Below are 24,128 nucleotides of genomic sequence, written 5' to 3'. Positions count from 1 at the left end.
GTGGTCGGGCAACCGTTCTGGGGTGTGGGTCGGTTGCTGGTGCACCGCCGGCCGAGGCCGCCCGCCCAGGGCCGCCCGCCCAGGGCCGACGGTCAGGGCCGACGGTCAGGGCCGGCGGCCACGCGTCCCGTCGCCGGCCGGTTAATGCCTTGAACGCCCCGGGCGTGCGACCTACGGTGAGCGCACACGGGAAAGGAGGTGGTCCGAGGAATGAGTTCTTCTAGGACGCGTGAGGTGGCTGCCCGCTAGCAGCCCACCAGCAACACCCGGGGTGGAAGTGCCCCGGGACGGCTGCTGGCGAATCCCAAGCAGTCACCCGACCCGCAGGCGATCCGGTCATCACGTCCACCGGAGCGGTCTCCTCGGAGACCAGCGCCTGCGGGTCGCTGCCTGTCCGGACCCGCACGTGCGCGCCCGGGGGGGGCGGCGAGGGCCCTCGGTCAGGCGGGGCTCTCGGCCGCGGCGTCGGCGGCCGCCGGAGCGCCGTCCATCGTGACCGGTGCGATCGCCGCCTCGGCGGCCTGCTGCTGGGCGCGGTTCGACGCGACCGCCTGCTGGGAGAGCGAGGCCACCATCGAGCAGACCGCCCAGACGCCGACGGCGCAGAGCATCAGCCGGACCAGCGCCGTGTCGACCGAGAGCGTCCCGGCCACCCGCGCGGCGTAGATCGCCGGCGACCCGACGAGCAGGGTGCCGGTCACCACCGGCCAGGAGATCGGGCTCATGCGCCCACCGCCAGCGGCACGTCGACGCCGACGGTGCCCTCGGAGCGGATCTGCTCGGCGCCGAGCAGCTCTTGGTAGGAGAGGACGGCGAGCCGCGGGACGATCGGGTGCACCAGCCGGTGCACCGCCGCCCGGAGCTGGGGCGCGCACACGAGCACGGGCCGCAGGTTGCGGTTCTCGACCGCGGTGACCAGCTGCGCGAGGTTCGTGAGCAGGGCCTGGCTGGACTCGGGGTCCAGCGCGATCGCGTAGCCGAACTCCGAGGGCCGCAGCGACTCGAGGACGCGCTGCTCGAGCTGCGGCTCGAACGTGATCACGTGCAGGGCCTTGTCGACGACGTACGGCGCCGCGATCGCCGGGCCGAGCGCCCGTCGCGCGGCCTCGACGAGCGGGTCGAGGTCCTTGGTGCGGGTCGCCTGCAGGGACAGCGCCTCGTAGATGCGCACCAGGTCCCGGATCGAGACGCCCTCCTCGAGGAGCTGTTGGAGCACGCGCTGGATCTCGCCGAGGCTGAGGACGGTGGGGGTGAGCTCCTCGACCACGACCGGGTGCGAGCGCTTCACCACGTCGGTCAGCATCCGGACGTCCTCCCGGCCGAGCAGCTGCGCGGCGTTCTGGGTGACGACCTCGGCGAGGTGGGTGGTGATGACCGACGCCCGGTCGACGACGGTCGCGCCCGAGAGCTCCGCCTGGCTGCGCATCGACGCGGGGATCCACCGGGCCTCGAGCCCGAAGACCGGCTCCTTCGTCGCCTCGCCCGGGAGCGAGCCGAGGAAGTCGCCGATGGCCAGCACCGTGCCCGGGGGCGCCTCGCCGCGGGCGACCTCGATGCCGAAGAGCATGATCGCGTAGGTCCGCGACGGCAGCTGGGGGTTGTCGCGGGTGCGGACCGGAGGCGCCACGATGCCGAGGTCGGTCGCGATCTTGCGGCGCAGCGACTTGACCCGCTCGAGCAGGTCGCCGCCGCTGGAGGGGTCCACCAGGTCGATCAGGTCGGCGGACAGCTCCAGACCGAGCGGGTCGACCTGGATCTCGGCGGCGAGCAGCTCCGGGGTGTCCACGGCCGCGATCGCGCCGGCCGCCGTCTCCGGCTCCGGGTCGTCGACGACCTCCTTGATCCGGGAGGACGCGACCAGCATCAGCCCGCCGGCCAGCATGAACGGGATCTTCGGCAACCCGGGGATCAGGCACAGCGTCAGGGCCGCGAAGCCCGCGATCCGGAGGGGGGTCCGGTTCGCGGTGACCTGGCGCATGATGTCGGTGCCCATGTCGTTCTCGCCGGTGGCCCGGGTGACGATCAGACCGGTCGCGACCGAGAGCAGCAGGGCGGGGATCTGGGAGACGAGCCCGTCGCCGACGGACAACAGGCTGTACGTCGTGACCGCCTCGCCGAACGGCATGCCGAGCTGGCCGACGCCGACCGCGAAGCCACCGATCAGGTTGACCAGCGTGATGATGATCGCGGCGATCGCGTCGCCCTTCACGAACTTCGACGCACCGTCCATCGCGCCGTAGAAGTCGGCCTCGGCGTGCACCTCCGCCCGCCGCCGGCGGGCCTCGTCCTCGTCGATGAGGCCCGAGTTCAGGTCCGCGTCGATGGCCATCTGCTTGCCGGGCATCGCGTCCAGGGTGAACCGGGCCCCGACCTCGGCGACGCGTCCGGCACCGTTGGTGATGACGACGAACTGGATGACCAGCAGGATCGAGAACACGATCAGGCCGACGATGAGCGAGCCGCCGACCACGAAGTGGCCGAACGTGTCGATCACCTTGCCGGCGAAGCCGTCGAGTAGCACCAGGCGCGTGGCGCTCACGTTCAGCGCGAGCCGGAACAGCGTCATGACCAGGATCACCGCGGGGAACGCGGCGAAGTCGAGCGGTCGGCGGACGAACATCGCCGTCATCAGCACCAGCAGCGCGACCGTGATGTTGAACGCGATCAGCAGATCGAGGAGCATCGCGGGCAGGGGCACCACGAGCATCACGACGATCATCACGATGCCGATCGGCACCGCCAGCTGGCTCAGCCGCTTCAGTGGCACGAGCTCCTCCAGGCGAGACGGGTTGATGAGGCGGGCGCCGTCCTTGGCACCGCTGTCCGACTCCGTCCTGGCGTCGGGTGAACTATCGGCCGGCAGGCGCCGAGCCTGAGGGGTTCCGGCGACGCCGACCGGCGGCGAGCACCTCGGGGAGCTCGTCGACGCTACGCGGGGTGCGGTGCTCGCCGCCGTACTGGCCACGCGCGCGGCGGCTGAGGACGAAGGCGAGGACCTGCGCGACCGCCGCGAACAGCTCGGTGGGGATCTCCTGCCCGACGGTGGTGGACGTGTAGAGCGCTCGGGCGAGCGGTACGTCGCGGACCAGGGGGATCCGCGCCTCCGTAGCCTTCTCGCGGATGGCGGCCGCGATCACCCCCGCGCCGCGGGCCACGACCCGCGGAGCCCCGCGCTCGGGCTCGTAGCGGAGGGCGACCGCGACATGGGTGGGGTTGACCAGGACGACGTCGGCGGTCGGCACGTCGGCCATCATCCGGTTGCGCGAGGCCGCGAGCTGGCGGGAGCGGATCGCGCCCTTCAGCAGCGGGTCGCCCTCGGACTGCTTGTGCTCCTGTTTCACCTCGTCCTTGGACATCCGGGTCTTCTTGCCCATCATCTTCCGCTGGACCAGGTAGTCGGCGCCGCCGAGCAGCACGCCGGCGACCGCGACGTTGCGGAGCATCGAGACCGCGTGCGACCCGATCTCGTCGAGGACCACCGACACCGGCAGCAACCCGCCGATCAGCGGCAGCATCGACTTCACCGCGCTCCACACCAGCACCGCCACGACGGCGCTGCGCAGCACCATCTTCGCGCCCTCCCAGAGCGCGCGCGGTCCGAAGATCCGCTTGAAGCCGGGCAGCGGGTTGAGCTTGGAGAGCTTCGGCTTGACCGACTTGGTCGCGAGGAAGAAGCCACCCTGGCTGAGCGCGCCGGCGACCCCGACCACGGCGATGCCGGCGCCCAGGGCGACCAGGACGAGGAGCACGTGCCAGAGGGCCTGGCCGAGGAGGTGTACGGCGATGTCCGCGTCGGCATCGGACGCCGAGGAGAACGCGGTCGTGGTCAGCTCCCGGAGCCGGTCGACCTCGTGGCCGAACAGGCGGGGGAGGAACATCGCGATCAGCAGCAGCGCGGACCACGCCCCGATCTCGGCGGACCGCGGGACCTGGCCCTCCTTGCGGTTCTCCTTGCGGCGCTTGGTTGTCGGCTTCTCGGACTTCTCGCCGGTCATCGGCCGGTCACCCCGCTCCCGCGAGCGTGGACATCGCCTGGGTGGTCAGGTCGACGAGCCGGTCCACGGCCTGCGGGAGCACCGGGAACGAGAGCCCCACCAGCAGCAGGGTCATGCCGACCTTGACCGGGAACATCACGTTGAAGGCGTTGAGCTGCGGCGCGACCTTCGTCAGCAGCGCCAGCCCGAGGTCGGACAGGAACAGCACCGCGATCATCGGCAGCGCGATCTGGACGGCGGTCGTGAAGAACATCCCGAAGGCGGTCAGCAGCACGTCGGGCGCCGTCTGCCACTCCGGGGAGGTGCCGAGCGGGAGGAAGTGGAAGGTGCGCAGCAGCCCGCCGATCACCAGCAGGTGACCGCCGCTGGCGAACAGCAGCACCGTGGCCAGCATCTGGTGGAACTTGCCGAAGACCGTGTTGGCGTTCATCGAGAGCGGGTCGAAGCCCGAGGCGAGCGAGAAGCCGCCGAAGACGTCGATCAGGCTGCCGGCCGCGGCGATCGCCCCGAACAGGAGCTGGGTGACGAAGCCCATCGCGAGCCCGATGAGCACCTGGGTGCCCACGTTGAGGAGCAGGCCCACCGTCGAGAGCGGGATCGACCCGCCGTCGGGGACCGCGGCGAAGGCGAGGCCGAGGCCGAGCACGACCTTCGCCATCATCGGCACGGCCCGTCCGGAGAACGGCGGGACCACGGCGAGCCAGGACACGATGCGGACCGAGGCGAGCAGGTAAGCCACGAGCGGCTCGCCCGCCACGGTCAGGGTCATGGATCGGCTCAGCCGAGGAGAGCGGGGATCCCCGCGAAGAGGTCGTTGGTGAAGGAGACGAGCGTGTGCATCATCCAGTTGCCGCAGAGCAGCAGCGCGATCCCGACGCCGATCAGCTTCGGCACGAACGCGAGCGTGGCCTCCTGGATCTGGGTCAGCGACTGGAACAGCGAGATCGCGAAGCCGATGACCAGCGAGGTGACCAGGATCGGGGCGGAGAGCTTGAGCGCGACCACCAGGGTGCGCAACGCGATCTCGATGATGGCGGTGTCGGACATGGCGTGCTCCTAGCCGGCGTAGCTCGCGACGAGCGACTTGATGACCAGGGCCCAGCCGTCGACCAGCACGAACAGCAGCAACTTGAACGGCAGCGACACCATCACCGGCGGCATCATCATCATGCCGAGGGCCATCAACGCGCCGCTGACCACGAGGTCGATGACGAGGAACGGGATGAAGATGATGAACCCGATGATGAAGGCCTGCTTGAGCTCGGTCAGCACGAACGCCGGGATCAGGGTCGCGGTCGACACGTCGGCCCGGTCCTCGGGCAGGTCGCGGTCGGCGACGTTGGTGAGCAGCATCAGCTCATCGTCGTCGGTGTTGTCGAGCATGAAGTCGCGCAGTGGCTCGATGCCGTCCTGGATCGCGACCGACGTCGTCTTGTCCCCGTTGAGGTAGGGCTGGAGCCCGACCTCGTTGATGTCGGACAGCACCGGACCCATCACGAACAGGCTGAGGAACAGGGCCAGGCCCGCCAGCACCTGGTTCGGCGGCGTCTGCTGGAGCCCGAGTGCGTTCCGGGTCAGGCCGAGCACCACGAAGATCTTCGTGAACGCCGTGCAGCTGAGCAGGATCGCCGGCAGCAGTGAGATGAGCGTGAGGCCGATCAGCACCGTCACGGACGTGCTCGGGCTGTCGGTGAGGCCGCCGAGGTCGACGGTCACGCCGTTGCCACCGCGCGGTCCGTCGGGGCCGTTCGGCCCGTTGGGAGCGGCGTACGCCGCGCCGGGTGCGGCGGCCAGGGCTGCCAAGGTGGCGCCCAGCGTGAGGACGACGAGCAGGAGAGCGCGCCGCAGTCGGGCGGTCACGAGCTCCGCCGGGTCGCGGCGGCCAGGGCCTGGCGCCAGGTGGCGGCGCTGAGGACCGACCCCGCCAGTGCACCGGCTGCCGCGGCCGGATCGGACGCGACCGGGCGCTCGGCGGGACCCTCCGCCAGGGAGAGCACCTCGGCGTCGGTGGTGGCGAGGTCGTCGGGGTCGAGCTCGGTGAGCACGCGGACCTGGTGCTCGGTGGCGCCCAGGACGAGCAGCCGACTGCCCACGGCGACCACGGAGACCGTCGAGCCGCGGGACAGGTGGTGGCGGTGCAGGACCCGCACCATGGGGTCGCGGCCGCCGCGGAAGCGCCGCCCGCCGAACCGGGCGAGCAGCAGGAGCAGCCCGATGACGAGGGACAGCGAGACCAGCAGGCGGACGGTGAGCTCGAGCACGTCAGCCCGCCGTGGTGTCGGTGACGATCTCGGTGATCCGCAGCCCGAAGTCCTCGTCGATCACGACGACCTCGCCGCGGGCGATCAGCCGGCCGTTGACCAGCAGGTCCGCGGGGCTGCCGGCGGCCCGGTCGAGCTCGAGGACGGCCCCGGGAGCCAGGTCGAGCAGCTCGCGCACCGTCATCCGGGCCCGGCCGATCTCGACGGTGACCTCCATGTCGACGCCGTGCAGCATCTCGATGCCGCGCCGGACGCCGACCGTGCTGGCCGACCCCGAAGCCGGCGCCGGGGTGAGGGACGGGGTCTCGAGGGCGTCGACGTCGGGGACGAGCAGCGCCTCGGGCAGCAGGAGCGCGGCGACCGCCGCGGCGCCGTCGAGCGGGACGATGACGAACGGCTGGCCGAGGTCGGCAGAGACGGTGACGGCCTCCACCTGGCGGGCGGCCCCGGCCCGGGCGCCGAGCGCCTGGGCGGCCGCGTCCAGCGCGGGCTGCAGCGCCGCGGCGAGGTCGAGCCCGCCGATCGGGCTGGCGGCGAGGGCGGATACGAGGTCCGCTCCGACCAGGACGGCGACCGGTGCGGAGGCGCGACCGTCGAGCTCTGCGACGACCGCGCCCGCGAACGTCGCGCCGTCGCCGGGCTCGCCCGCGCGCGGGGTGCCGGCGGTGAGCGGCTCGGCCGCCGGCAGCACGGTGATGGCTGCCGCGGCGGCCCGGGTGGCCAGCTCGAGGTCGACGGTGGTCTGCACGGTGGTCATGCGTTCTCCTTCGGGGTGCCCACGATCAGGGCGGCGAGCCGGAACCCGCTGGTCCCGGGCGTGGCGTGCGCGAAACAGGTGCCGTCGACGACGACCTCGAGCGGGGCCGCGGCGGGATGGCGCAGGCGGAGGGCATCGCCGGGACGCAGCGTCGCGAGCTGGGCGGGGTTGATGCTCGTCGGTCGCAGGCTCACCGCGACCTCGACGGGCACCCGCTGGAACTGGTCGGCGAGCTCGGCGGCGGCCTGGGCGCGCTGGGCGCGCTCCCGCTCGGATACGGCCACGGGCGCCGCGGCACGGAGCAGGTGGGGGAGCAGGCCGGAGAACGGCATGCACATGGTCATCCGGAACGTGCGGTCGTTTATCCGCAGCTCCAGGCTCGCGGCCACCATCACGTCGGAGGCGCCGGCGACCTGGACGAACTGGGGGCTGTACTCGACACCCCGGACGACCGGCTCGAATGCGACGATCGAGGCCATCGAGTAGCGCAGCTCGCCGAGGAGCCGCTGGATCATGCCGCTCGCGACGCTGGCCTCGATCTCGGTCAGCGGCCGCTCCGGCTGCTCGAGGCGGCCCGGGCCGCCGAGCATGTGGTCGACGCAGGTCATCACCGCGACCAGGGGGATCTCGAAGACCCCCCGGTCGAAGAGTGGCTCCGCGGAGAACGACGTCAGGTAGGTCGAGGCGTCCAGGGAGTCGACGTACTCGGCATACGTGCGCTGCTCGATCGAGGACAGGCTGACCCCGCACACGGTCCGCAGCGACGAGGTGAACACGGTGGTCGCCTGCCGGCAGAAGTCGTCGAAGGCCAGCTGGAGCATCCGCGAATGCTCGCGGGAGAGCTGGATCGGCCTCCGGAAGTCGTACGGCTGCGGGGTCGCGGACGCGCGCCGGGTCCGCCGATCCGCTGCGGGCGCGGTGCCGGGGTCCGTGACGGAAGCGTCGGAGGAGGCCACGATGACTTCCATCGGCCCGTCCGGCGCGTTCCTGAGAGAAGTCGGCTCGGGAAGTCCCGGCGTCGATCTCCCACCTGGTTGTGGGTCAGCTCACGGAGTCGGGAGCGACCTGGTCGTGGGGGGCACTGGCTGCCCCGATCATCGGGTCATTGCGTGACGAACTCCGTGAAGTAGACACCCATGACCTCGTCCTCGTAGGCCTTCTCCAGCGTTGCCTCCAACTCGTCCTTCAGCTCGCGGCGGTCCTTGGTGTTCGCGACCTCGTCGATGGTCCGGCCGCTGAAGAGCTCGATGGTGGCGTCCAGCGCCTTGCTCCCGTCGACCTCCTCCGGTGCGCCCTCCACGAGCTGGAGGGCGATCCCGATCTTCAGGTAGTGGCCGGAGGCCAGGTTGATCTGCGTGGACTCCAGCGGCAGGATCGCGCCGGGCTTCGGTCCCTCCTCCGCGGAGCCGCTCGGCTTCAGCACGAACCAGTACGCCGCGGTCGCGATCACGAGCAGCGCGACCCCGATCAGGAGGAGCTTCTTCTTCTTGCCTCCCTTCGCCTTCTTCCCGCCTGCCTCGGCGGTCTCGTCGTTCGTCTTGTCCTTGGTTCGCTTGATGGCGGTCACACTCATCCCTCTGCCCCCTGTCCGCCCGGTCGGGCGTCCATCACGTCATCGATCAGCTGGGTGGCCTCGAAGCTGGTCTGCGGGAGGACGACGATGTCGACCCGCTTGTTGATCTCCTGCGATCCCGGCGTGTCCGGGTCGATCAGCGGCCGTTCGTGGCCGAAGGCCGAGAGCGACAGCCGCTTCTTCGGTACCCCGCCGAGCTCGTTGAACCGGCGCAGCACGGTCACCGCGCGGGCCGCGGAGAGGTCCCAGTCGGTGGCGAAGAACCGTGGCTTCACCGGCTCCTGGTTGGTGTGGCCGTCGATCCGCAGCGCGTTCGGCACGTCTCGGAGCACGGCGGAGAGGGTGTCGACGACCCGCTCGCCGCGGCCGCTCAGCTGGGCGATGTTCGGCTCGAACACGACGTGCCGGGACACCAGGCTGACCACGAGACCACGGTCGTCGATGGACGCCTGCACGTCCTTGGCGAGACCGGCGGCGCGCAGCGCCCTCATCAGCCTGTCGCGGACGGCCTCGAGCCGCTCGGCCTCGGCCGCGGCCTCTGCGTACTGGGCCTGGAGGCGCCGTCGCTCCTCGGCGGTGACCGCGGCCTGCACGAGCTGCTGCTGGTCGGCGGGCATCGCCTGGAATGCCTGGCTGCTGAGGTAGTCCGGACCCTTCTCGGCGAGGTTGTCCTGGAGCACGGACGTGCTGCCGGTCATGATCGAGCTCTCCGCGCCGAAGCCTTCGGCCAGGCCGGACTTGAGGGCGTTGTACTTCGCCTCGTCGACCTGGCTCATCGCGAACATCACGATGAACAGGACCATCAGCAGCGTGAGCATGTCGGCGTAGGTCACGAGCCACCGCTCGTGGTTGTCGTGCTCCTCTGGCTCCGGTGGCTTCTTGCGGCGTCGAGGTGGGGCGGCCATCAGGCGGCCTCCTCCTCACGTTGGCCGACCGGGAGCAGCGAGCGCAGCCGCTGGGCGACGATGCGCGGGTTCGAGCCGGCCTGGACCGCGGCGACCCCTTCGATGACCAGCTCCATCTGCGCGGCCTCGAGCTCGCCGAGACGGATCAGCCGGGCGCCGATGGGCAGGAAGATGACGTTGGCCGACATCACGCCCCAAAGGGTCGCCACGAACGCGCCGGCGATCAGGTGGCCGAGCTTCTCGGGCTCGGCGAGCTGCTCGAGCACGTGGACCAGGCCCATCACCGTGCCGACGATGCCGATCGTCGGGGCGTAGCCGCCGGCGGAGTTCCAGAACCGCGCCGCCTGCTTGGTCTCGGCCTTCTTCGCCTGGACCTCGGCCTCCAGGATGTCGCGGAGCTCCTCGGGGTCCGTGCCGTCGATCGCCATCGTCAGCGCCCTGGCGAGGAACTCGTCGTCGAGCTCGGCGACCGCGTCCTCGAGAGCGAGGAGGCCCTCGCGACGGGCCTTGTCGGCGCAGGCGACGAGCTGGGGTACCAGCTGGGCGCTGTTGGGCGCGCTGCCCGTGAAGGCGCGGACCAGGCCGCGCATGGCGAGCTTCGCGTCGGCCATGGTGCCGCCGGCCAGCGAGATCAGGAGGGTCACACCGAACACCAGCAGCATCGGTGGGAGCAGCATGAGGGCCATCGGGTTGCCGCCCTCGAGCATGTTCACCACGACGACGATGATGAACGCGACGAGGACCCCGATCAGGGTTGCCGGGTCCATCAGCCGTCAGCTCGGTCGATCCGGCTCAGCTGCGCCGCCGGGTGCTCGGTGACCGTGCCCAGCTTCGCGCGCTCCTGGGGCCACGGCTCGACGTCGATGAACGAGCTCAGCGCGAGGACCTCGCCGCGGTAGTACCTGACCGCCGCGACCACTTCGTCGAGGGTGTCGGTGACGACGTACTTCTTGCCGTCGACCAGGGTGACGACGGTGTCCGGCGTGGAGTCGACGCGCTCGATCAGGTCGGAATTGAGCGCGAACACCGTTCCCGAGAGTCGCCTGAGTGTGATCATGTGCACCGTCCTTGGGCCGTTCCGAGCAGCCGTCCGTGGCGCTCGCACTGTTTTCATCGGCGCTGGGCGCCCGGACCTGAGCGGTCCGGGCGTCCAGCCGACGGCTACCGCTTGATGTTGACGAGGTCCTCGAGGACCTGGTCGGAGGTGGTGATCACCCGTGAGCTCGCCTGGAAGCCGCGCTGGGCGAGGATCAGGTTGGTGAACTCGGCGGCCAGGTCGACGTTCGACATCTCGACCGAGCCGGGGCTGAGCACGCCGCGGCTGCCCTCTCCGGCCACGCCGAGCTCGGCCCCACCGGAGTTGGCGGTGGTGGTGAAGCTGGTCTCCCCGGCCCGGGCCAGGCCCATCGGGTTGTTGAAGTTGGCGAGCGCGACCTGGGCGACGACCTGCTTCGTGCCGTCCTCGAAGGTCGCGGTGAGCTTGCCGTCCCGGCCGATCTCGTAGGACGACAGCTCGAACGTCGCCGCGGTGACCGGCGGCGTCGCGGTGGGATCGGCGGCCCGGTCGTAGCTCTCGGGCAGCTCGATGTCGGCCAGCGCTCCGGTGTGCAGTCCGGTGACCGGGTCCCAGGCGGTGTATCCCTGGACCCGGCCGCCCCCGGGGGAGACCAGGGTGCCGCTGTTGTCCCAGCTGAAAGCACCGGCCCGGGTGTAGGTGGTCTCGTTGCCGCGCATGACCACGAACATGCCGTCGCCGTTGATCATCAGGTCGGTGGGCCGGCCGGTGGTCTGGTTCGCACCCTGGTTGAGGTTCGTGTTGGTGGCTGCCACCTGCACGCCGAGCCCGACCTGGATCGGGTTCGTGCCGCCCAGGCCGCCCCCGGCCGCTGACCCGGCCGTCAGCATCTGGGACAGCGTGTCCTGGAAGACCGTCGAGCTGGACTTGAAGCCGATCGTGTTGGCGTTGGCGATGTTGTTGCCGGTGACGTCGAGCATGGTCTGGTTGACGCGCAGGCCGCTGATGCCGGCGAAGAGGGAGCGAAGCATGGGTGTCTCCTGGTGGGTGGGAGGGGCGGGTGGTCAGGCGTTGGTGGAGGAGGCGGGATCCTCGGTCGAGGTGGCCGGGTCGCCGGTCGGGGCCGTGGCGTTGACCGCCTGGACCTGGCCGAGGGTGACGTCCTGGCCGTCGACGACGAGCGTCGGCCCGTTGGCGTCATAGGTCACCGAGCCGACGAGGCCGGACACCGAGGCGCCGTCCTCGCCGAGGTAGGTGACGTACCGGCCGACGAGCCCGCTGGCGCCGAACGAGATCTGGGCGGCGAGCAGCGCGGCGGTCTGGTCGGCCACGTCCTGCATCTTCTCCAGGGCCGTGAACTGCGCGTTCTGGGCGAGGAACTCGCCGGAGTCGGCGGGGTTCATCGGGTCCTGGTAGCGCAGCTGGGCGACCATCAGGTTCAGGAACATCTCCTTGTCGTCGCTCGAGCCGGTGGCGGCTGTCGACTGGTACATCCCGGTGGGGGTGACGGCCTCGGTTGCCGAAACGGACACGGGTTCCTCCTCACATCGTCACGTCGAGACCCGTGCGGGCCCCCGTGACCGTCGCAGGTCGTCGCGACGAGACCGTCGCGTCGGGGATGCCGTCCGTGGCGTTGCTGCTTCCAGGCATGGTGCTCCGGCCGTGGTCCGCGGCGGTTTCACCGCCGTTGCGGCTGGTGCCGCTCCAGGCGCCGCCGGAGAGGTCGCTGGACCACTGCGTCCCGGCCCCCTGCTGGGCGCCGGCCTGGCCCGAGGTGCCGGCCGATGGCGCTGACGGTGCCGACGACGCCACCGGGAGTCCGGATCCGTCGCGCACGACGATCCGGGCGTCGCTGCGTCCGACCGCGTCGAGCAGCCGTTGCAGCTCGGGAGTGCCCTCGGCCAGCGCTCGGCGGGCCTCGGCGCCCGCGCTGAGACTGACCTCGAGGCCGCCCTGCCGCTGCGTGAGTACGACGCGCACCTCGCCGAGCGACTCGGGGTTCAGGCGGATCGTGACCCGCTGCGGGCCGTCGCTGCTCGTGGTCAGCCGGACGACCTCGGGGAAGACCTGGTGAGCCACCGGGCCGGTCGCCGCGATGGCGGGTGCCGCGACCGGTGCGGCCGGGGCGACGGCGCCGACCGGGACGGCCGGGACGACCGGGCTGGAGGTCGAGGCGGGCGAGGCGGTGGCGTTCGTGGCCGCGGCGGGCTCGCCTGTGCCGCGGTCCGGTCGGGGGCCGGTCGCGGTGGTGCTCGCGATCGAGGCGCCGGCGTCCGGAGTCGCCTGCTGGGGGCTGGTGGTGAGCCGGGCCGGCAGGGGGTGCGCGCCGGCTGTGGCAGCCGGGGCGGCGGAGCGGAGTGCGGACGCGCCGCCCGCTGCCACGCCCGCCACGGCGTCGGAGGCCTCGCCGGCCGGCGCGGTCGATGACCCGGTCGCCGTGTCGACGGGGGTGGTGACGGGGGTGGTGACGGGGGTGGTGACGGGAGCGGTGACGGGAGCTGGAGCGGTGACGACGGCGGTGGTGACGACGGGGGTGGTGACGACGGGGGTGGTGACGACGGGGACGGCTGCGACCAGGCCGGTGACCAGCGCCGGGACCACGCCGGTGACCAGCGCCGGGTCGAGCGGGCCGGGGAGCTCGGCGTCGGGGTCGGAGGCGCCCGGGTCGTCCGCGCCGGGGCCGGTGGGGGTGCCGTCGGCGGCGCCCGGGGCGACCGCTCCGGGTGGCTGCGGAACGGGGCCGGCGTCCAGGAGGGCCTGGACCAGCGCGAGGAAGGCGTCCCCGCCCGTGCCGCCATCGGAAGCAGCGCCGGCAGCGCCGGCGGTGCCGGACGCGTTCGGGTCGGCGACGGCGACGGGTGCGGGGCCGATCGGGGTGGTGGTCATGCGGCGGCTCCCAGAGTCGACATCACGGAACGGACGTAGTTCTTGGTCTCGGGGTAGGGCGGGATCCCGCCGTACCGCAGGACGGCGCCCGGCCCGGCGTTGTAGGCGGCGAGCGCCAGCGGCGTGCTCCCGAACCGGTCGAGCAGGCTGCTGAGCAGCCGGGCGGCGCCGTCGACGGCCTGGGTCGGGTCGTAGGGGTTCTCCACGCCGAGCCCGGCGGCCGTGCCGGGCATCAGCTGCATCAGTCCCTGCGCGCCGGCCGGGCTGGTGGCGCGCGGGTTGTAGCCGGACTCCTGGCGGGCGACCGCGGAGAGCAGCGCGGGGCTGACGCCGTACCGCTCGGCGGCCGACTCGAACAGGGACGCGTACGGCGTTCCCGGGGCCAGACGGGCGGCGCTCCCGGCCGCCACCGGACCCGGGACGACGCCCCCGGCCGGGGTGACCGGTGCGCTCGTGGCTGCGTCCGGCACGACCCGCCGGATCGCGCTCGGCGTCTCGTAGACGGGGCCGATCCGCACGTCCAGCCCGGGACGTGGTGCCTCGATCATCTGGTTGTCGCCGATGTAGATGCCGACGTGGTGGACCGGTGACCCGAAGGCGAGGATGTCGCCGGGCTGCGCGTTGGCGAGGCCGCCGCTCACCGGCCGGCCCGCCTCGGCCTGCTGATAGGAGACGCGGGGGAGCTCGTAGCCGAGGTCCTGGTAGGCGCGCTGCACCAGGCCGGAGCAGTCCAGGCCCTTGGCCGGGTCGGTGCCACCCCACACGTACGGCACGCCGAGGTACTTCCTCGCCGCGGCGACCACGGCGTCGCCGGCGCCCGCCGAGCCGGTCGTGCCGAGGGCACCGGCCGTGCTGGTCGGCGTGACCGCCTGACGCAACGAGGTCGCGAACGCGGCCGACGTGGCAGTGCTGGTGGTCGGCGGTGCCAGCAGGGCCAGCTGGGACTGGATCTGGCTGATCCGGGAGGTGACGTCGGCGATGCTCATGAGGCGTCCGAGCTCGGGGTGTCGGCCATCTGGGCCCGACGCCAGAGGTCCTCGCCGATGGCGTCCAGCTCGCGGTTCTCCCGACGCCTGCGCTCCTCGCGCACGGCGGCGGCGCGCCGGGCGACGAGGGACTCCACGGCGGCGAGCCGGCTGCGGTCCTCGACCCACCGGCTCCGGGCGGCGAGCGCGAGCCGGTGCGCCGAAGCGTGGGCGGTGCGCGCCTCCGAGAGCGCCGTGACGAGGGCCTCGAGCCGGTGTTGGCGCGCGCGGAACGCGCTCAGGTCGCTGACCTCCACCTCGGGCGTCGAGGAGACCTGCTCCTCGAGCGCCCGCACCTGCGCGGCTGCCGCGTTCTCCTCGATCAGGGCGGTCGCGAGCCCGAGCCTGCTGTCGCGCTCGCGCAGGCTGCGGAGCCGGACCAGGCCACGCAGGCTCGTCTCGGCGCGTCGGGTCACGGGGTCACCAGCTCGTGCAGCGCGGACCAGGTGTCCGCGGTCGGTGTCGCGTCGGACATGTCCTGACGCAGGAAGTCGTTGATCCTCGGCATCAGCGCCAGGGCGTCGTCGGCGTCGGCATCGGTGCCGGCGACGTACGCCCCGATCTCGACCAGCTCGCGCACCGAGCGGTACGCCGCGAGCAGCCGGCGCAGCCGGGTGGTGTCCGCGCGGCCTGCGGGGTCGATGATCGCGGAGGCGACCCGGGAGATCGACTCGAGCACGTCGATGCTGGGGAAGTGACCCGAGGTCGCCAGGTCCCGCGAGAGCACCACGTGGCCGTCGAGGATCGACCGTGCCGAGTCGCCGATCGGGTCCTGCAGGTCGTCGCCCTCCACCAGCACCGTGTAGAGGCCGGTGATGCTGCCCTCGGGCGAGGTGCCGGCCCGCTCGAGGAGCCGGGGCAGGAGCGCGAACACGCTCGGTGGGTAGCCGCGGGTCGCGGGGGGCTCGCCGGCCGAGAGGCCGATCTCCCGCTGGGCGAGCGCGACCCGGGTGAGGCTGTCCATCATCAGGACGACGTGCCGCCCCGAGTCCCGGAACCACTCGGCGATCCGGGTGGCGACGAACGCGGCGCGCAGCCGGACCACGGGCGGCTCGTCGGAGGTGGCGACCACGACGATGGACCGGCGCAGGCCCTCGGGGCCGAGGTCGTTCTCGAGGAACTCCCGGACCTCGCGGCCACGCTCGCCGATCAGGGCGATGACCGAGATCTCGGCGTCGGTGCCGCGAGCGATCATCGACAGCAGGCTCGACTTGCCGACGCCCGACCCGGCCATGATGCCGAGGCGCTGGCCACGACCGCAGGCAATGAGCGCGTCCATGGCGCGCACGCCGAGGCCGAGCTGCTGGTCGATCCGGGGACGGCTGAGCGCCGCCGGCGGCAGGTTGTCCACCACCGCGGTCGGGAGGTCGTCGAGTGCGGGTCCGGTGTCGATCGGTCGGCCGAGGCCGTCGAGCACGCGCCCGCGGAGCGCCTCGCCGACCGGGATGCGCAGGCCTTCCCCGTGGTTGACGACGTGGTCACCGACGCGCAGCCCGGTCGTGGCGCCCAGCGGCAGGCAGGTCAGCTGTCCGTCGCCGCTCGCGACGACCTCGACCGGCACCGGGCCCGCCAGGCCGCGGACCTCGAGCAGGTCGCCGAGCGCGGCGGTCACGCCGGACACGGTCACCCGCAGGCCGAGCAGACCGACCACACGCCCGAGCGCGAGCGGCCGGACGGCGAGCCGGGCCCGGCATCCGTGATCGGCGGTGAGGATGCCCGTGGGGTGACTCATCGCAGCACCTCGCGCAGCCGCTCGAGGGCCGAGGTGACGCACAGGTCCACGGCAGCCCGGTCGGTCTCGACCACGGCGTCGCCGGGTCCGAGGTCGGGGTCGACGACCAGGCGCACCCCGTGCTCCACGAGGAGCCCGGCGGAGCTGGAGGAGGCGGTCGTCGCGTGCACCCGGACCGTCACGCCGGTGTCGTCCGGCAGCGCGGCCAGCACGCGAGCGATGACCGAGGCTCCGGGGTCGGTGGCGACCGAGAGCTCGTGGGCGACCAGCTCCTCGGTCAGCTCGAACGCGAGCTGGGTCGCCTGGCCGGCGATCCGGGCGGTCGTCTCCTGGGCGGCCGTCCGCAGCGCGGCGGCAGCATCTGCGAGCGCCGCGACGGCTGCCCGGTGCTCGCGCTCGCGCCGGTCCTCCTCGTCGCGGCGGCGCTGCGCCGCCTCCGCCTCGGCCTCGGACGCGCGGACCAGCGCCTCCTGCCGGCCCTCGGCCCAGCCCACGGCGTAGCCCTGCGAGCTGGCGGCGACGTGGGTGCGCTCGGCCAGGCCGCCGAGGGCCGCCTCGGTCACCGCGTCGCCGAGCACCGCGGAGTCGCCGAGGCGGGTCCACACGCCGGTGCGCAGGTCCGGCCGCGGCGCGGCGCGGTACTGGACGGGCATCTCGTCAGGAGACGAACTCATCGTCGCTCCCGCCGCGGTTGATGATGATCTGGCCCTGTTCCTCGAGCTGGCGGATCCGCCGGATGATCGCCTGCTGGGCCTCCTCGACCTGGGCGAGGCGCACCGCGCCGAGCAGGTCGACCTCCTCGAGCAGGGTCTCGGCGGCGCGGCTGGACAGGTTCGAGGTGATCTTGGCGCGCACGGCGTCGCTGACGCCCTTGAGGGCGAGGGCGAGCTCGGCCTGGTCGACCTGGCGGACGACGAGCTGGACCGAGCGGTCGTCGAGCTTGACGATGTCCTCGAACATGAACATCCGGCTGCGGACCTCGTCGGCCAGGTCGGCGTCGAGCGCCTCGAGGCCCTCGACGATCTGCCGCTCGGTGACCCGGTCGGATCGGTTGATGATGCTCACGAGCGGGTCGACGCCACCGACCCGCGACATCTCCGCGGGCTGTAGCACCGAGGACAGCTTGCGTTCGAGGGTGGTCTCGACGGCATGGATGATCTCGGGCGAGGTCCGGTCCATGACCGCGATCCGGTGCGCGACCTCGGCCTGGAGGTTCGACGGCAGCCCGGAGAGCACGAGCGAGGCCTTCTCGGCGGTCATGTGGGCGAGCACCAGCGCGATGATCTGCGGGTGCTCGTCGGCGATGAACGTGCGCAGCTGCGAGGGGTCGGCGCGGTGCACGAACTGGAAGGGCATCTGGACGGCCGCGGCCTGCAGTCGCTCGATGATCTCGCCCGCGCGCTCGGCGCCGAGGGACTGCTCGAGCATCGTGCGGGCGAACGCCAGGCCGCCGCGCGCGATGTTGGCGCGGGCGCCGGCCATCGTGCGGAACTCGGTGAGGGCGGCCTTGCTCTCGGCCGGGTCGACGTACTCCAGGCGCGCGATCTCGGCCGAGATCGCCTCCACCTCGGCGTCGGTGAGATGGCTGAGCACCGAGGCAGCGTGGTCCTTCCCGAGCTGGATCAGGACCAGGGCGGCCTTGCGTACGCCGATGGCCGTCAGGTTCATCGTGTTCATCGCCATCAGGGACGGTCCACCAGCCAGCCGCGGAGCAGCGCGGCCACATCCTCCGGCTGGCCGTCGGCCAGGTCGGCGAGCTCGCGGCGCATCTCGTCACCGGCCCGGTCGCGGCTCTCGAGAGCCTCCAGAGCGGGGGCGTCCTGGATCGCGATCGCCGCCGCCTGGCGCTCGGCCGCGTCGTTGCGCAGCTGCTCCACGAGGTACGTCGTGGTCTTCTCGCGACGCTTCGACCTCTTGCGCGAGCGAAGCCACGCGATGAGGAGGACCGCGAGGATGGCGACGGCGATGCCGGCGTTGCGGGCCAGGTCCCACATCCGCTGGGTCTTGGCGGCCTCGGCCGCGGCGGCGAGCTCGTCGGCGGCCGCCTTGTCCGCGGTCCGGTCGAACGGCATCGTCGTCACCTGCACGGTGTCGCCGCGGGCGGGGTCGATGCCGACGGTCGCCGCGATCAGGTCCTGCACGTCGGTCGGGTTGACGGTCTGGGCGGCGGTGGTGTCGAGTACCACGCCGACGTGGAGCGAGTTGACGCTGCCGGGCGCGGTCTCGCGGTGCTCGATGACCTTCTCGACCGCGTTGTCCGAGGTCGTCGACTCCTTGACGTAGGACGACTTGCCGCCCGCACCGGTCGCGCCGAAGCTGTCCATCTGCCCGTCGGGGCCGACCACGCCGCTGCTGCTCGACCCGCCGGCCGGGCCGTCGTACTTCTCGGTGCTCGTGCTCGACGACAGCGGCGGGACGTTCTTGTTCTTGCCGTAGGTCGTCGACTCCGAGACCGACTTGTCGAAGTCGAGGTCGGCGGTCACCTGGACCGTCGAGTTGCCCGGGCCGAGCACCCGGTCGAGCATGCTCTGGATCCGCTGGCTCGTCTGCTGCTGGAAGCCCGCGACCTGCTGGTCGCGGGTGCTGGCACCCAGGGCGCCGGCGTCGCTGGAGGAGAGCACCTTCCCGGAGGAGTCCGCGACCGTCACGTTGCCGGGGTCGAGGCCGTCGATGCTCGAGGCGACCAGGTGCACGATCGCCTGGACCTGCTCGGCGTCGAACGTCGTTCCGGCAGCGGTGTCGATGAGCACCGAAGCGGTCGGCGGGTCCTGCTGGTCGCTGAAGACCTTGGCCGGCGGCAGCGCCAGGTGCACGACGGCGGTCGTGACGCCGTCGACCGCCTCGATCGTCGAGGCGAGCTCGCCCTCCATCGCCCGCTTGAAGTCGGTCTGCTCCTGGAACTCCGAGGTCGAGATGTCCTGGTTGTCCAGCAGCGAGTAGCCCTGGCCGCTGCTCTGCTCGGGGAGCCCCTGGCCGCTCAGCGAGATCCGCGTCGCGTACACCGAGTCGCGCGGCACCATGACCGTGGAGCCGCCGTTGGCCAGCTCGTACGGCGTGCCCTGCGCGTTGAGCTCGTCGACGATCGCGGACGCGTCCGACGCGGCCAGGTTGCTGTAGAGCGGCGCGTAGTCCGGGGTGGAGACCCACCGGAAGACGAGGAACGCGGCGAGCAGGATGGCCGCCGTACCGATCACCGACACGACCTGCTGGCCCAGGGTGAACGAGGTGAACGTGGCCCGCAGGTTGGTGAGGCTGCGGTTCAGCTGCTGCTTCATCAGTGGGTCATCCGATCGGCATCCGCATGATCTCGTTGAACGCCTCGAGCGCGCGGTTGCGCACGGCGACGGTCAGCTGGGTGGTGACCGACGCCTCGGTCGCGGCGATCGTGTAGTCGTGGATGTCGCTCAGGTCGCCGGTGGCGGCCTGGACGGCGAGCCGGTCCGACTTGTCCTGGACGGCTTCGAGACGGTCCAACCCGTCGATGACCATGTCGCCGAACGCCGCGCCGGCCTGCGAGCTGCCGCGGACGGAGTCCGCCGGGTTGAGCTGCGGCGCGGCGTACGGCGTGAAGCCGATGGCCTCGATGCCGTTGATGCTCATCAGGAGCGCCCGATCTGGAGCGCGGCGGTGTAGGTCTCCTGCGCCTGCTTGGTGACCTGCACCGAGGCCTGGAAGCCGCGCTGGGCCATCACCAGCTGGGTCATCTGGGCCGACATGTCCATGTCGGGGGCCCGGACGTAGCCGTCGGCGTCGGCCATCGGGTTGCCGGGGTCTGAGACCAGGCGGCCCTGCGGGTCGCCCTGGACGAGGCCGGCGACCTCGACGCCGCCGCCCACGGCGGAGCGCACGACCAGCATCTGCGCCTGGAAGGCGTTCTGGCTGGTCGGCGTGACGGTGTTGACGTTCGCGATGTTCGAGGCGAGGACGTCGAGCCAGGTCTGGTGCACCCCCATCGACGAGCCGGCGATGGCCAGCGTGTCGAACGCGCCCATCAGGCGACGCCCGCAGCCGTCTTGATCAGGGTGAACCGGTCGGTGGTCGCCCGCGTGAGGATCTGGTACTGGAACTGGGACTGGACCGCGGCCAGGGTCTCCTTGCGCAGGTCCACGTTGTTGCCGTTGGCGCCGACCGGCGTGTCGGTGGCCAGCAGCTCGCCGGGCGCCGCCGCGGAGGGGTCGCCCGCGGCGATGGCCTCGCGGAGGCTGGTCTCGAAGTCGACGCTGCTCGCCCGGTAACCCGGCGTGTCCACGTTCGCGATGTTGTCGGCGGTGACCCGCTGACGCAGGGCGACCCCGTCGAGCGCCGCGTTGAGCACGCTGCCAACAGGGTCAGAGATCGCGAACGGCATGCCTGCCTCCGAAGAGAGGTGGTCGTTGCCGTTCCTTCGGCGGGGGCGAGCGGTCCTTGCTCGACTGGACCTTCGGCCCGTCGCCGCCGGACTTGAGGGAAACCGACGAGCGAGTCCGAAATCGGTGACGCAGGTCGCCGCGGCGGTCTAGTCACCCGGGTCGGACCGGGAGGTCGACGCCGGTCAGGCGTCGACGTCGAGGTACACCGGGTACGCGTGACCGCGGCCGGTGGCGCGGTCCACGCGGTCCGCGAACCGGTGCTGGCGACCGATCGCACCGACCGCCTGCGTGAGCTGCGCCTCGACCCGGGCCTGCCGGACCCGGAGCGCCCTGGCACGCTCGACCAGGTCGGCCGGGATGGGCCCGGAGAGCGTCGGCTCGTCCCACGGCTCGTGGCCGAGCCGGTCCGTCCTGGACGGGTCGGCCAGCATCCGCTCCGCGAGCAGCACGTCGAGCTCGAGACGGTCCAGCGCCGTCTCCCAGTGCAGGTGCTCGCCCGAGTCGCCGCCGCGGCCGACGGATCGCTCCGTGAAGACGTCGGTGCTCATCGGGGTGTCACGCGGACTTCGCGACGAGGCTGAGGGCGGCGTCTCGCCACGTGTCGCGCAGCGTCGAGACGATGTCGAGGCAGAAGTCGGTGACCCGGAGGTTCTTGCCGATGTTGGCCTTGACGAGCTCGCTGTGCAGGTAGTCGTAGAGCGCGGCCAGGCTGCTGGCACCGTCCCAGGCGTCCACGTCGAGGCTCGCGTTCAGCTCGAGCACGATCTCCTGCGCGTGCAGCAGCGGCTCGTGGGCCTTGCTCGGCTCACCGTTGCGCAAGGCCTCGGACGCGCGCTGCAGGTCGAGCGTGAGGCGCTCGTAGAGCATCACGAGCAGCTGCTGGGGCGAGGCGGTCGAGACCGTCGCCGCGAGATAGGTCTCACGGGGGCTCTGGTACGGGTTCATCGGTGTTCCTTCCCTGGTCACGATGAGTAGGTGGGCAGCGACGCGATCTGGCCGGCCAGCCAGTTTCCCTGGCTCTGCAGGTTCGACAGCGCGGTCTCGAGCGCGGTGTAGGTGCGCTGGAGCGAGGCACGGCGGATCTCGAGCCGATCGTCCCAGTCGGCGATGCTCTTCGTGAGCCGGTCGACGGTCGTGGTGTGTCCGGTGATGGCGCTGGTGATCGTTCCGGTGTAGCTGTCGGTGGCCGTCTTCGCGGCCGTCGCCACGCGGGCCGCCCAGCCGTCCGTGGCCGAGGTGGCACCGCTTGTGAACTTCGCCGCGACGCCTGCGGGATCGGCGGCGTAGGCAGTGGCGAACTTCTCGGCGTCGAAGACCAGCTTGCCGTAGCGGTCGGTCTGGATGCCGTACTGCGCGAGCGACGTGGTGCCGTCGCCGAAGACGGTGTTGAGCAGCGCGCTGCGCAGGCTGCGGGCCGTCGAGTCTCCGGCCAGCACGCCGGCGGCCGTGGTGCTCGTCTTGTTCGCGGTCTGGGTGTCGATGCTGGTGAGCAGCGCGTTCACCTGGTCGACCAGCGCCTTGACCGAGCCCTTCACGCTCGACGAGTCCTGGGCGACCGAGACCGTGGCGGTGTCGCCGTTCTTGGCCGACGCCGCGAGGGTGACGCTCACGCCTGGAACGAGGTCGGTGAAGGTGTTGGTCTTGGACGAGGCGGGGATCCCACCGATCGTCAGCTGCGCGTCCTGACCGAGGTCGGTCGTGGCGGTGCCCAGGCTGACGTTGGTCAGGTCGATCGCGGATCCGGCGCCGGTCGTGTCGGCGGTGAGCAGCAGCCGGTAGGTGTTGGTGCCGGTCCGGACGGTCGTCGCGGTGACGCCGGCCTTCGCGGCGTTGATGCCGGCGGCGAGATCGGTGAGCGTACCGGTGCCGGCGTTGATCGTGTGCGTCGTGCCGTCGGCGGCGGTGAGGACCACCGGGTCGCCGGGCACCGTCAGCACGTTGGCGTCGAGCGCGACGTCCGCGCTGTAGCTCGTCTGAGCGCTCTTCGCGAGCTGGCCGACCACGATCGTGAACGACGACGGGGACGCGCTCGAGGTCGCGGTCGCGGTGACCGTGGAGCTCGTCGACGTGGCCTTGAGGGTCTGCCAGGTCCCGGCCGTGGCCAGCTTGGCCGCGTTGCTGGCCAGCAGGGCGGTGTCGGTGTTGAGCTGCCGCAGCGCCTTGATGACGTCGTTCTCGACGCTCTGCTGGTTCTTGAGCTTGGTCTGCGGGATCGCCTCCAGCTGCATGAGCTGGTTGATGATGCTCGCGGTGTCGAGGCCGCTGGCGAGGCCGCTGATGCTGCTGGTGGCCACGGGCTCCTCCTGTTCGGTCGGCGTCGGAGCCGGCCGGCCCCGGTTTCCCCCGGGAGAGCGGGGTGGCGCTCTCCCGGGGGTCGGGTGTTGCTCCGGTGGGTCGGCCTCCGGCCGACCCACCGGTCAGATCACCGCAGGAGGGACAGCACGCCCTGCGGGGCCTGGTTCGCCTGCGCGAGCATCGCGGTGCCGGCCTGCGACAGGATCTGGCTGCGCGTGAACTGCATCATCTCGGCAGCCATGTCCGTGTCCCGGATCCGGCTCTCGGAGGCCGAGAGGTTCTCCTGGGTCACGTTCAGGTTGTTGATGGTGTGCTCGAACCGGTTCTGCATCGCACCGAGCTTCGCGCGCGCGGTGGAGACACCCTTGATCGCGTCGTCGATCGCGTCCGTCGCGGCCTTGGCGTTGGTGGCGCTGTTGAGCGACAGGGCGCCCACACCGAGGTCGGTCGCGCTGAAGCCGGCGTTGGCGCCAGGAGCGGCGTTGGTGTCCGCCACGGTCAGGCCGCCACCGACGGTGATCGCGCCGGGCAGGCCGTCCTTGGACGACACGACCAGGCCACCGTTGTCATCGACCGACGCGGTGTAGTTGGCCTTGAAGTTCGTGTCGGCGTTCAGCGCGGTGGCGATGGCGTTCGCGTCGGTCTCGGCAGCAAGAACGGCGGTGGTCGTGACGTTACCGTTGTGGGTGAACGTCGCGGCGGTGCCGTCGAGCACGGCGGAGCCGTTGTTCCAGGTGGACTTCGCGCCGCCGGTGCCGGTCGAGGTGATGTCCACCGCGATCGAGTCGGTGGCACCGGTGCCGTAGCCGACCTGGAAGTTCTTGCCGACGTAGTTGCCGTCCAGCAGCGACACGTTGTTGAACGTCGTCGAGGTGGCGATGCGGTCGAGTTCCTTGGCCAGGGCGTCGTTCTCCGACTGGATCGCGTCGCGGGAGCTGACGTCGTTGCTGTCGTTGGCGGCCTGCACCGACAGGTCGCGCATGCGCTGGAGGATCGAGTGGGTCTCGGTCAGCGCACCTTCAGCGGTCTGGACGACGCTGACGCCGTCCTGGGCGTTGCGGACGGCGACCTTGATCCCGCCGACCTGCGAGCGCAGGCCCTCGGAGATCGCGAGACCGGCAGCGTCGTCGGCCGCACGGTTGATCCGGTAGCCGCTGGACAGCTTCTCCAGCGACTTGCTCATCTGGCCCTGGGTGACCGACAGGTTGCGGTAGGAGTTGAGGGCGTCGATGTTCTGGTTGATGCGGAGACTCATGATGATTTCCTTCCTGGAATGCGAGTCGATTGGGAACCCGTCCGTGGGTTCCGTCACGACCTTCTTCGGCAGATCCAGGA

General features: G+C 71.6%; 29 protein-coding genes. All 29 read right to left on the bottom strand.

The window, feature by feature from the left end; translation table 11 throughout:
• Positions 1-440: 440 nt before the first annotated feature.
• The 29 genes from QMC84_RS05660 to QMC84_RS05520 all read right to left on the bottom strand — a co-directional run bounded on the left by QMC84_RS05660 (position 441) and on the right by QMC84_RS05520 (position 24,048).
• A complete protein-coding gene (locus QMC84_RS05660; RefSeq protein WP_300372679.1) occupies positions 441-725 on the bottom strand; it encodes a hypothetical protein in 285 nt (94 codons plus the stop codon).
• Entirely contained in the window at positions 722-2,767 is a 2,046-nt protein-coding gene (gene flhA / locus QMC84_RS05655) for a flagellar biosynthesis protein FlhA (RefSeq protein WP_300372677.1), read from the bottom strand. The genes QMC84_RS05660 and flhA overlap by 4 nt, the downstream gene beginning before the upstream one ends.
• An 82-nt stretch (positions 2,768-2,849) precedes the next feature.
• Positions 2,850-3,995, bottom strand: coding sequence for an EscU/YscU/HrcU family type III secretion system export apparatus switch protein (locus tag QMC84_RS05650; protein WP_300372675.1), 1,146 nt, complete (start codon positions 3,993-3,995; stop codon positions 2,850-2,852).
• A gap of 7 nt (positions 3,996-4,002) precedes the next feature.
• Complete coding sequence (locus QMC84_RS05645; RefSeq protein WP_300372673.1) at positions 4,003-4,764, bottom strand: flagellar biosynthetic protein FliR; 762 nt, start codon at positions 4,762-4,764, stop codon at positions 4,003-4,005.
• Positions 4,765-4,772: 8 nt separating this feature from the next.
• A complete protein-coding gene (gene fliQ / locus QMC84_RS05640; RefSeq protein WP_300372671.1) occupies positions 4,773-5,042 on the bottom strand; it encodes a flagellar biosynthesis protein FliQ in 270 nt (89 codons plus the stop codon).
• A 9-nt stretch (positions 5,043-5,051) separates the two neighbouring features.
• Positions 5,052-5,855 carry a flagellar type III secretion system pore protein FliP gene (gene fliP / locus QMC84_RS05635; RefSeq protein ID WP_300372669.1) on the bottom strand — a complete coding sequence of 268 codons (804 nt, stop codon included), beginning with the start codon at positions 5,853-5,855 and terminating at the stop codon, positions 5,052-5,054.
• Positions 5,852-6,256 carry a flagellar biosynthetic protein FliO gene (locus QMC84_RS05630; RefSeq protein ID WP_300372667.1) on the bottom strand — a complete coding sequence of 135 codons (405 nt, stop codon included), beginning with the start codon at positions 6,254-6,256 and terminating at the stop codon, positions 5,852-5,854. The genes fliP and QMC84_RS05630 overlap by 4 nt, the downstream gene beginning before the upstream one ends.
• A 1-nt stretch (position 6,257) precedes the next feature.
• A complete protein-coding gene (fliN, locus tag QMC84_RS05625; RefSeq protein ID WP_300372666.1) occupies positions 6,258-7,013 on the bottom strand; it encodes a flagellar motor switch protein FliN in 756 nt (251 codons plus the stop codon).
• Positions 7,010-7,981, bottom strand: coding sequence for a flagellar motor switch protein FliM (locus QMC84_RS05620; RefSeq protein WP_300372664.1), 972 nt, complete (start codon positions 7,979-7,981; stop codon positions 7,010-7,012). The genes fliN and QMC84_RS05620 overlap by 4 nt, the downstream gene beginning before the upstream one ends.
• A gap of 134 nt (positions 7,982-8,115) precedes the next feature.
• Complete coding sequence (locus tag QMC84_RS05615) at positions 8,116-8,586, bottom strand: flagellar basal body-associated FliL family protein (protein WP_300372662.1); 471 nt, start codon at positions 8,584-8,586, stop codon at positions 8,116-8,118.
• A complete protein-coding gene (locus tag QMC84_RS05610; RefSeq protein WP_300372660.1) occupies positions 8,583-9,491 on the bottom strand; it encodes a flagellar motor protein MotB in 909 nt (302 codons plus the stop codon). The genes QMC84_RS05615 and QMC84_RS05610 overlap by 4 nt, the downstream gene beginning before the upstream one ends.
• Positions 9,491-10,258 carry a MotA/TolQ/ExbB proton channel family protein gene (locus QMC84_RS05605; RefSeq protein ID WP_300372658.1) on the bottom strand — a complete coding sequence of 256 codons (768 nt, stop codon included), beginning with the start codon at positions 10,256-10,258 and terminating at the stop codon, positions 9,491-9,493. The genes QMC84_RS05610 and QMC84_RS05605 overlap by 1 nt, the downstream gene beginning before the upstream one ends.
• Positions 10,258-10,548, bottom strand: coding sequence for a flagellar FlbD family protein (locus tag QMC84_RS05600; protein WP_300372656.1), 291 nt, complete (start codon positions 10,546-10,548; stop codon positions 10,258-10,260). The genes QMC84_RS05605 and QMC84_RS05600 overlap by 1 nt, the downstream gene beginning before the upstream one ends.
• Positions 10,549-10,652: 104 nt before the next feature.
• Positions 10,653-11,537 (bottom strand): flagellar hook-basal body complex protein, encoded by an 885-nt coding sequence (locus QMC84_RS05595; RefSeq protein ID WP_300372654.1) that lies wholly within the window; start codon positions 11,535-11,537, stop codon positions 10,653-10,655.
• 33 nt (positions 11,538-11,570) lie between these two features.
• Positions 11,571-12,038 (bottom strand): flagellar hook capping FlgD N-terminal domain-containing protein, encoded by a 468-nt coding sequence (locus QMC84_RS05590; RefSeq protein WP_300372652.1) that lies wholly within the window; start codon positions 12,036-12,038, stop codon positions 11,571-11,573.
• Between the two features lie 10 nt (positions 12,039-12,048).
• Positions 12,049-13,392 carry a flagellar hook-length control protein FliK gene (locus QMC84_RS05585; protein ID WP_300372650.1) on the bottom strand — a complete coding sequence of 448 codons (1,344 nt, stop codon included), beginning with the start codon at positions 13,390-13,392 and terminating at the stop codon, positions 12,049-12,051.
• Positions 13,389-14,378 carry a transglycosylase SLT domain-containing protein gene (locus QMC84_RS05580; RefSeq protein WP_300372648.1) on the bottom strand — a complete coding sequence of 330 codons (990 nt, stop codon included), beginning with the start codon at positions 14,376-14,378 and terminating at the stop codon, positions 13,389-13,391. Before QMC84_RS05580 ends, QMC84_RS05585 begins: the two co-directional genes overlap by 4 nt.
• Positions 14,375-14,833, bottom strand: coding sequence for a flagellar FliJ family protein (locus QMC84_RS05575; RefSeq protein WP_300372647.1), 459 nt, complete (start codon positions 14,831-14,833; stop codon positions 14,375-14,377). Before QMC84_RS05575 ends, QMC84_RS05580 begins: the two co-directional genes overlap by 4 nt.
• A complete protein-coding gene (locus QMC84_RS05570) occupies positions 14,830-16,149 on the bottom strand; it encodes a FliI/YscN family ATPase (RefSeq protein ID WP_300372645.1) in 1,320 nt (439 codons plus the stop codon). Before QMC84_RS05570 ends, QMC84_RS05575 begins: the two co-directional genes overlap by 4 nt.
• Entirely contained in the window at positions 16,146-16,802 is a 657-nt protein-coding gene (locus QMC84_RS05565; RefSeq protein ID WP_300372643.1) for a FliH/SctL family protein, read from the bottom strand. The genes QMC84_RS05570 and QMC84_RS05565 overlap by 4 nt, the downstream gene beginning before the upstream one ends.
• A 4-nt stretch (positions 16,803-16,806) precedes the next feature.
• On the bottom strand, positions 16,807-17,832 hold the full coding sequence (gene fliG, locus QMC84_RS05560) for a flagellar motor switch protein FliG (protein WP_300372641.1): 1,026 nt from the start codon (positions 17,830-17,832) through the stop codon (positions 16,807-16,809).
• Positions 17,832-19,424: a flagellar basal-body MS-ring/collar protein FliF gene (gene fliF, locus QMC84_RS05555; RefSeq protein ID WP_300372639.1), complete on the bottom strand. Its 1,593-nt coding sequence runs from the start codon at positions 19,422-19,424 to the stop codon at positions 17,832-17,834. The genes fliG and fliF overlap by 1 nt, the downstream gene beginning before the upstream one ends.
• 7 nt (positions 19,425-19,431) lie before the next feature.
• Entirely contained in the window at positions 19,432-19,749 is a 318-nt protein-coding gene (fliE, locus tag QMC84_RS05550) for a flagellar hook-basal body complex protein FliE (protein WP_300372637.1), read from the bottom strand.
• Positions 19,749-20,141 carry a flagellar basal body rod C-terminal domain-containing protein gene (locus QMC84_RS05545; protein WP_300372635.1) on the bottom strand — a complete coding sequence of 131 codons (393 nt, stop codon included), beginning with the start codon at positions 20,139-20,141 and terminating at the stop codon, positions 19,749-19,751. The genes fliE and QMC84_RS05545 overlap by 1 nt, the downstream gene beginning before the upstream one ends.
• Positions 20,141-20,497 (bottom strand): flagellar basal body protein, encoded by a 357-nt coding sequence (locus QMC84_RS05540; protein ID WP_300372633.1) that lies wholly within the window; start codon positions 20,495-20,497, stop codon positions 20,141-20,143. Before QMC84_RS05540 ends, QMC84_RS05545 begins: the two co-directional genes overlap by 1 nt.
• Before the next feature lie 183 nt (positions 20,498-20,680).
• Positions 20,681-21,046, bottom strand: a complete 366-nt coding sequence (locus QMC84_RS05535) for a hypothetical protein (protein WP_300372631.1) — start codon at positions 21,044-21,046, stop codon at positions 20,681-20,683.
• A gap of 7 nt (positions 21,047-21,053) precedes the next feature.
• Positions 21,054-21,443 carry a flagellar export chaperone FliS gene (gene fliS / locus QMC84_RS05530; protein WP_300372629.1) on the bottom strand — a complete coding sequence of 130 codons (390 nt, stop codon included), beginning with the start codon at positions 21,441-21,443 and terminating at the stop codon, positions 21,054-21,056.
• Positions 21,444-21,460: 17 nt separating this feature from the next.
• Complete coding sequence (gene fliD / locus QMC84_RS05525) at positions 21,461-22,792, bottom strand: flagellar filament capping protein FliD (protein WP_300372627.1); 1,332 nt, start codon at positions 22,790-22,792, stop codon at positions 21,461-21,463.
• Between the two features lie 128 nt (positions 22,793-22,920).
• Positions 22,921-24,048, bottom strand: a complete 1,128-nt coding sequence (locus tag QMC84_RS05520) for a flagellin (protein ID WP_300372625.1) — start codon at positions 24,046-24,048, stop codon at positions 22,921-22,923.
• Positions 24,049-24,128 lie beyond the last annotated feature (80 nt).

It is taken from the genome of Nocardioides sp. (assembly GCF_030019515.1).
Lineage (GTDB): Bacteria > Actinomycetota > Actinomycetes > Propionibacteriales > Nocardioidaceae > Nocardioides.
Note: the sequence above shows the minus strand (reverse complement) of the source record. Positions and strands in the feature narration are given on the sequence as shown.

Excerpts from the sequence above, each read along its gene's own strand:
- QMC84_RS05660 (WP_300372679.1), bottom strand. The coding sequence starts at position 725 with ATGAGCCCGATCTCCTGGCCGGTGGTGACCGGCACCCTGCTCGTCGGG.
- QMC84_RS05650 (WP_300372675.1), bottom strand. The coding sequence starts at position 3,995 with ATGACCGGCGAGAAGTCCGAGAAGCCGACAACCAAGCGCCGCAAGGAG.
- QMC84_RS05645 (WP_300372673.1), bottom strand. The coding sequence starts at position 4,764 with ATGACCCTGACCGTGGCGGGCGAGCCGCTCGTGGCTTACCTGCTCGCC.
- fliQ (WP_300372671.1), bottom strand. The coding sequence starts at position 5,042 with ATGTCCGACACCGCCATCATCGAGATCGCGTTGCGCACCCTGGTGGTC.
- fliN (WP_300372666.1), bottom strand. The coding sequence starts at position 7,013 with ATGACCACCGTGCAGACCACCGTCGACCTCGAGCTGGCCACCCGGGCC.
- QMC84_RS05620 (WP_300372664.1), bottom strand. The coding sequence starts at position 7,981 with ATGGAAGTCATCGTGGCCTCCTCCGACGCTTCCGTCACGGACCCCGGC.
- QMC84_RS05615 (WP_300372662.1), bottom strand. The coding sequence starts at position 8,586 with ATGAGTGTGACCGCCATCAAGCGAACCAAGGACAAGACGAACGACGAG.
- QMC84_RS05610 (WP_300372660.1), bottom strand. The coding sequence starts at position 9,491 with ATGGCCGCCCCACCTCGACGCCGCAAGAAGCCACCGGAGCCAGAGGAG.
- QMC84_RS05605 (WP_300372658.1), bottom strand. The coding sequence starts at position 10,258 with ATGGACCCGGCAACCCTGATCGGGGTCCTCGTCGCGTTCATCATCGTC.
- QMC84_RS05600 (WP_300372656.1), bottom strand. The coding sequence starts at position 10,548 with ATGATCACACTCAGGCGACTCTCGGGAACGGTGTTCGCGCTCAATTCC.
- QMC84_RS05595 (WP_300372654.1), bottom strand. The coding sequence starts at position 11,537 with ATGCTTCGCTCCCTCTTCGCCGGCATCAGCGGCCTGCGCGTCAACCAG.
- QMC84_RS05585 (WP_300372650.1), bottom strand. The coding sequence starts at position 13,392 with ATGACCACCACCCCGATCGGCCCCGCACCCGTCGCCGTCGCCGACCCG.
- QMC84_RS05580 (WP_300372648.1), bottom strand. The coding sequence starts at position 14,378 with ATGAGCATCGCCGACGTCACCTCCCGGATCAGCCAGATCCAGTCCCAG.
- QMC84_RS05570 (WP_300372645.1), bottom strand. The coding sequence starts at position 16,149 with ATGAGTCACCCCACGGGCATCCTCACCGCCGATCACGGATGCCGGGCC.
- QMC84_RS05565 (WP_300372643.1), bottom strand. The coding sequence starts at position 16,802 with ATGCCCGTCCAGTACCGCGCCGCGCCGCGGCCGGACCTGCGCACCGGC.
- fliG (WP_300372641.1), bottom strand. The coding sequence starts at position 17,832 with ATGGCGATGAACACGATGAACCTGACGGCCATCGGCGTACGCAAGGCC.
- fliF (WP_300372639.1), bottom strand. The coding sequence starts at position 19,424 with ATGAAGCAGCAGCTGAACCGCAGCCTCACCAACCTGCGGGCCACGTTC.
- fliE (WP_300372637.1), bottom strand. The coding sequence starts at position 19,749 with ATGAGCATCAACGGCATCGAGGCCATCGGCTTCACGCCGTACGCCGCG.
- QMC84_RS05545 (WP_300372635.1), bottom strand. The coding sequence starts at position 20,141 with ATGGGCGCGTTCGACACGCTGGCCATCGCCGGCTCGTCGATGGGGGTG.
- QMC84_RS05540 (WP_300372633.1), bottom strand. The coding sequence starts at position 20,497 with ATGCCGTTCGCGATCTCTGACCCTGTTGGCAGCGTGCTCAACGCGGCG.
- QMC84_RS05535 (WP_300372631.1), bottom strand. The coding sequence starts at position 21,046 with ATGAGCACCGACGTCTTCACGGAGCGATCCGTCGGCCGCGGCGGCGAC.
- fliS (WP_300372629.1), bottom strand. The coding sequence starts at position 21,443 with ATGAACCCGTACCAGAGCCCCCGTGAGACCTATCTCGCGGCGACGGTC.
- QMC84_RS05520 (WP_300372625.1), bottom strand. The coding sequence starts at position 24,048 with ATGAGTCTCCGCATCAACCAGAACATCGACGCCCTCAACTCCTACCGC.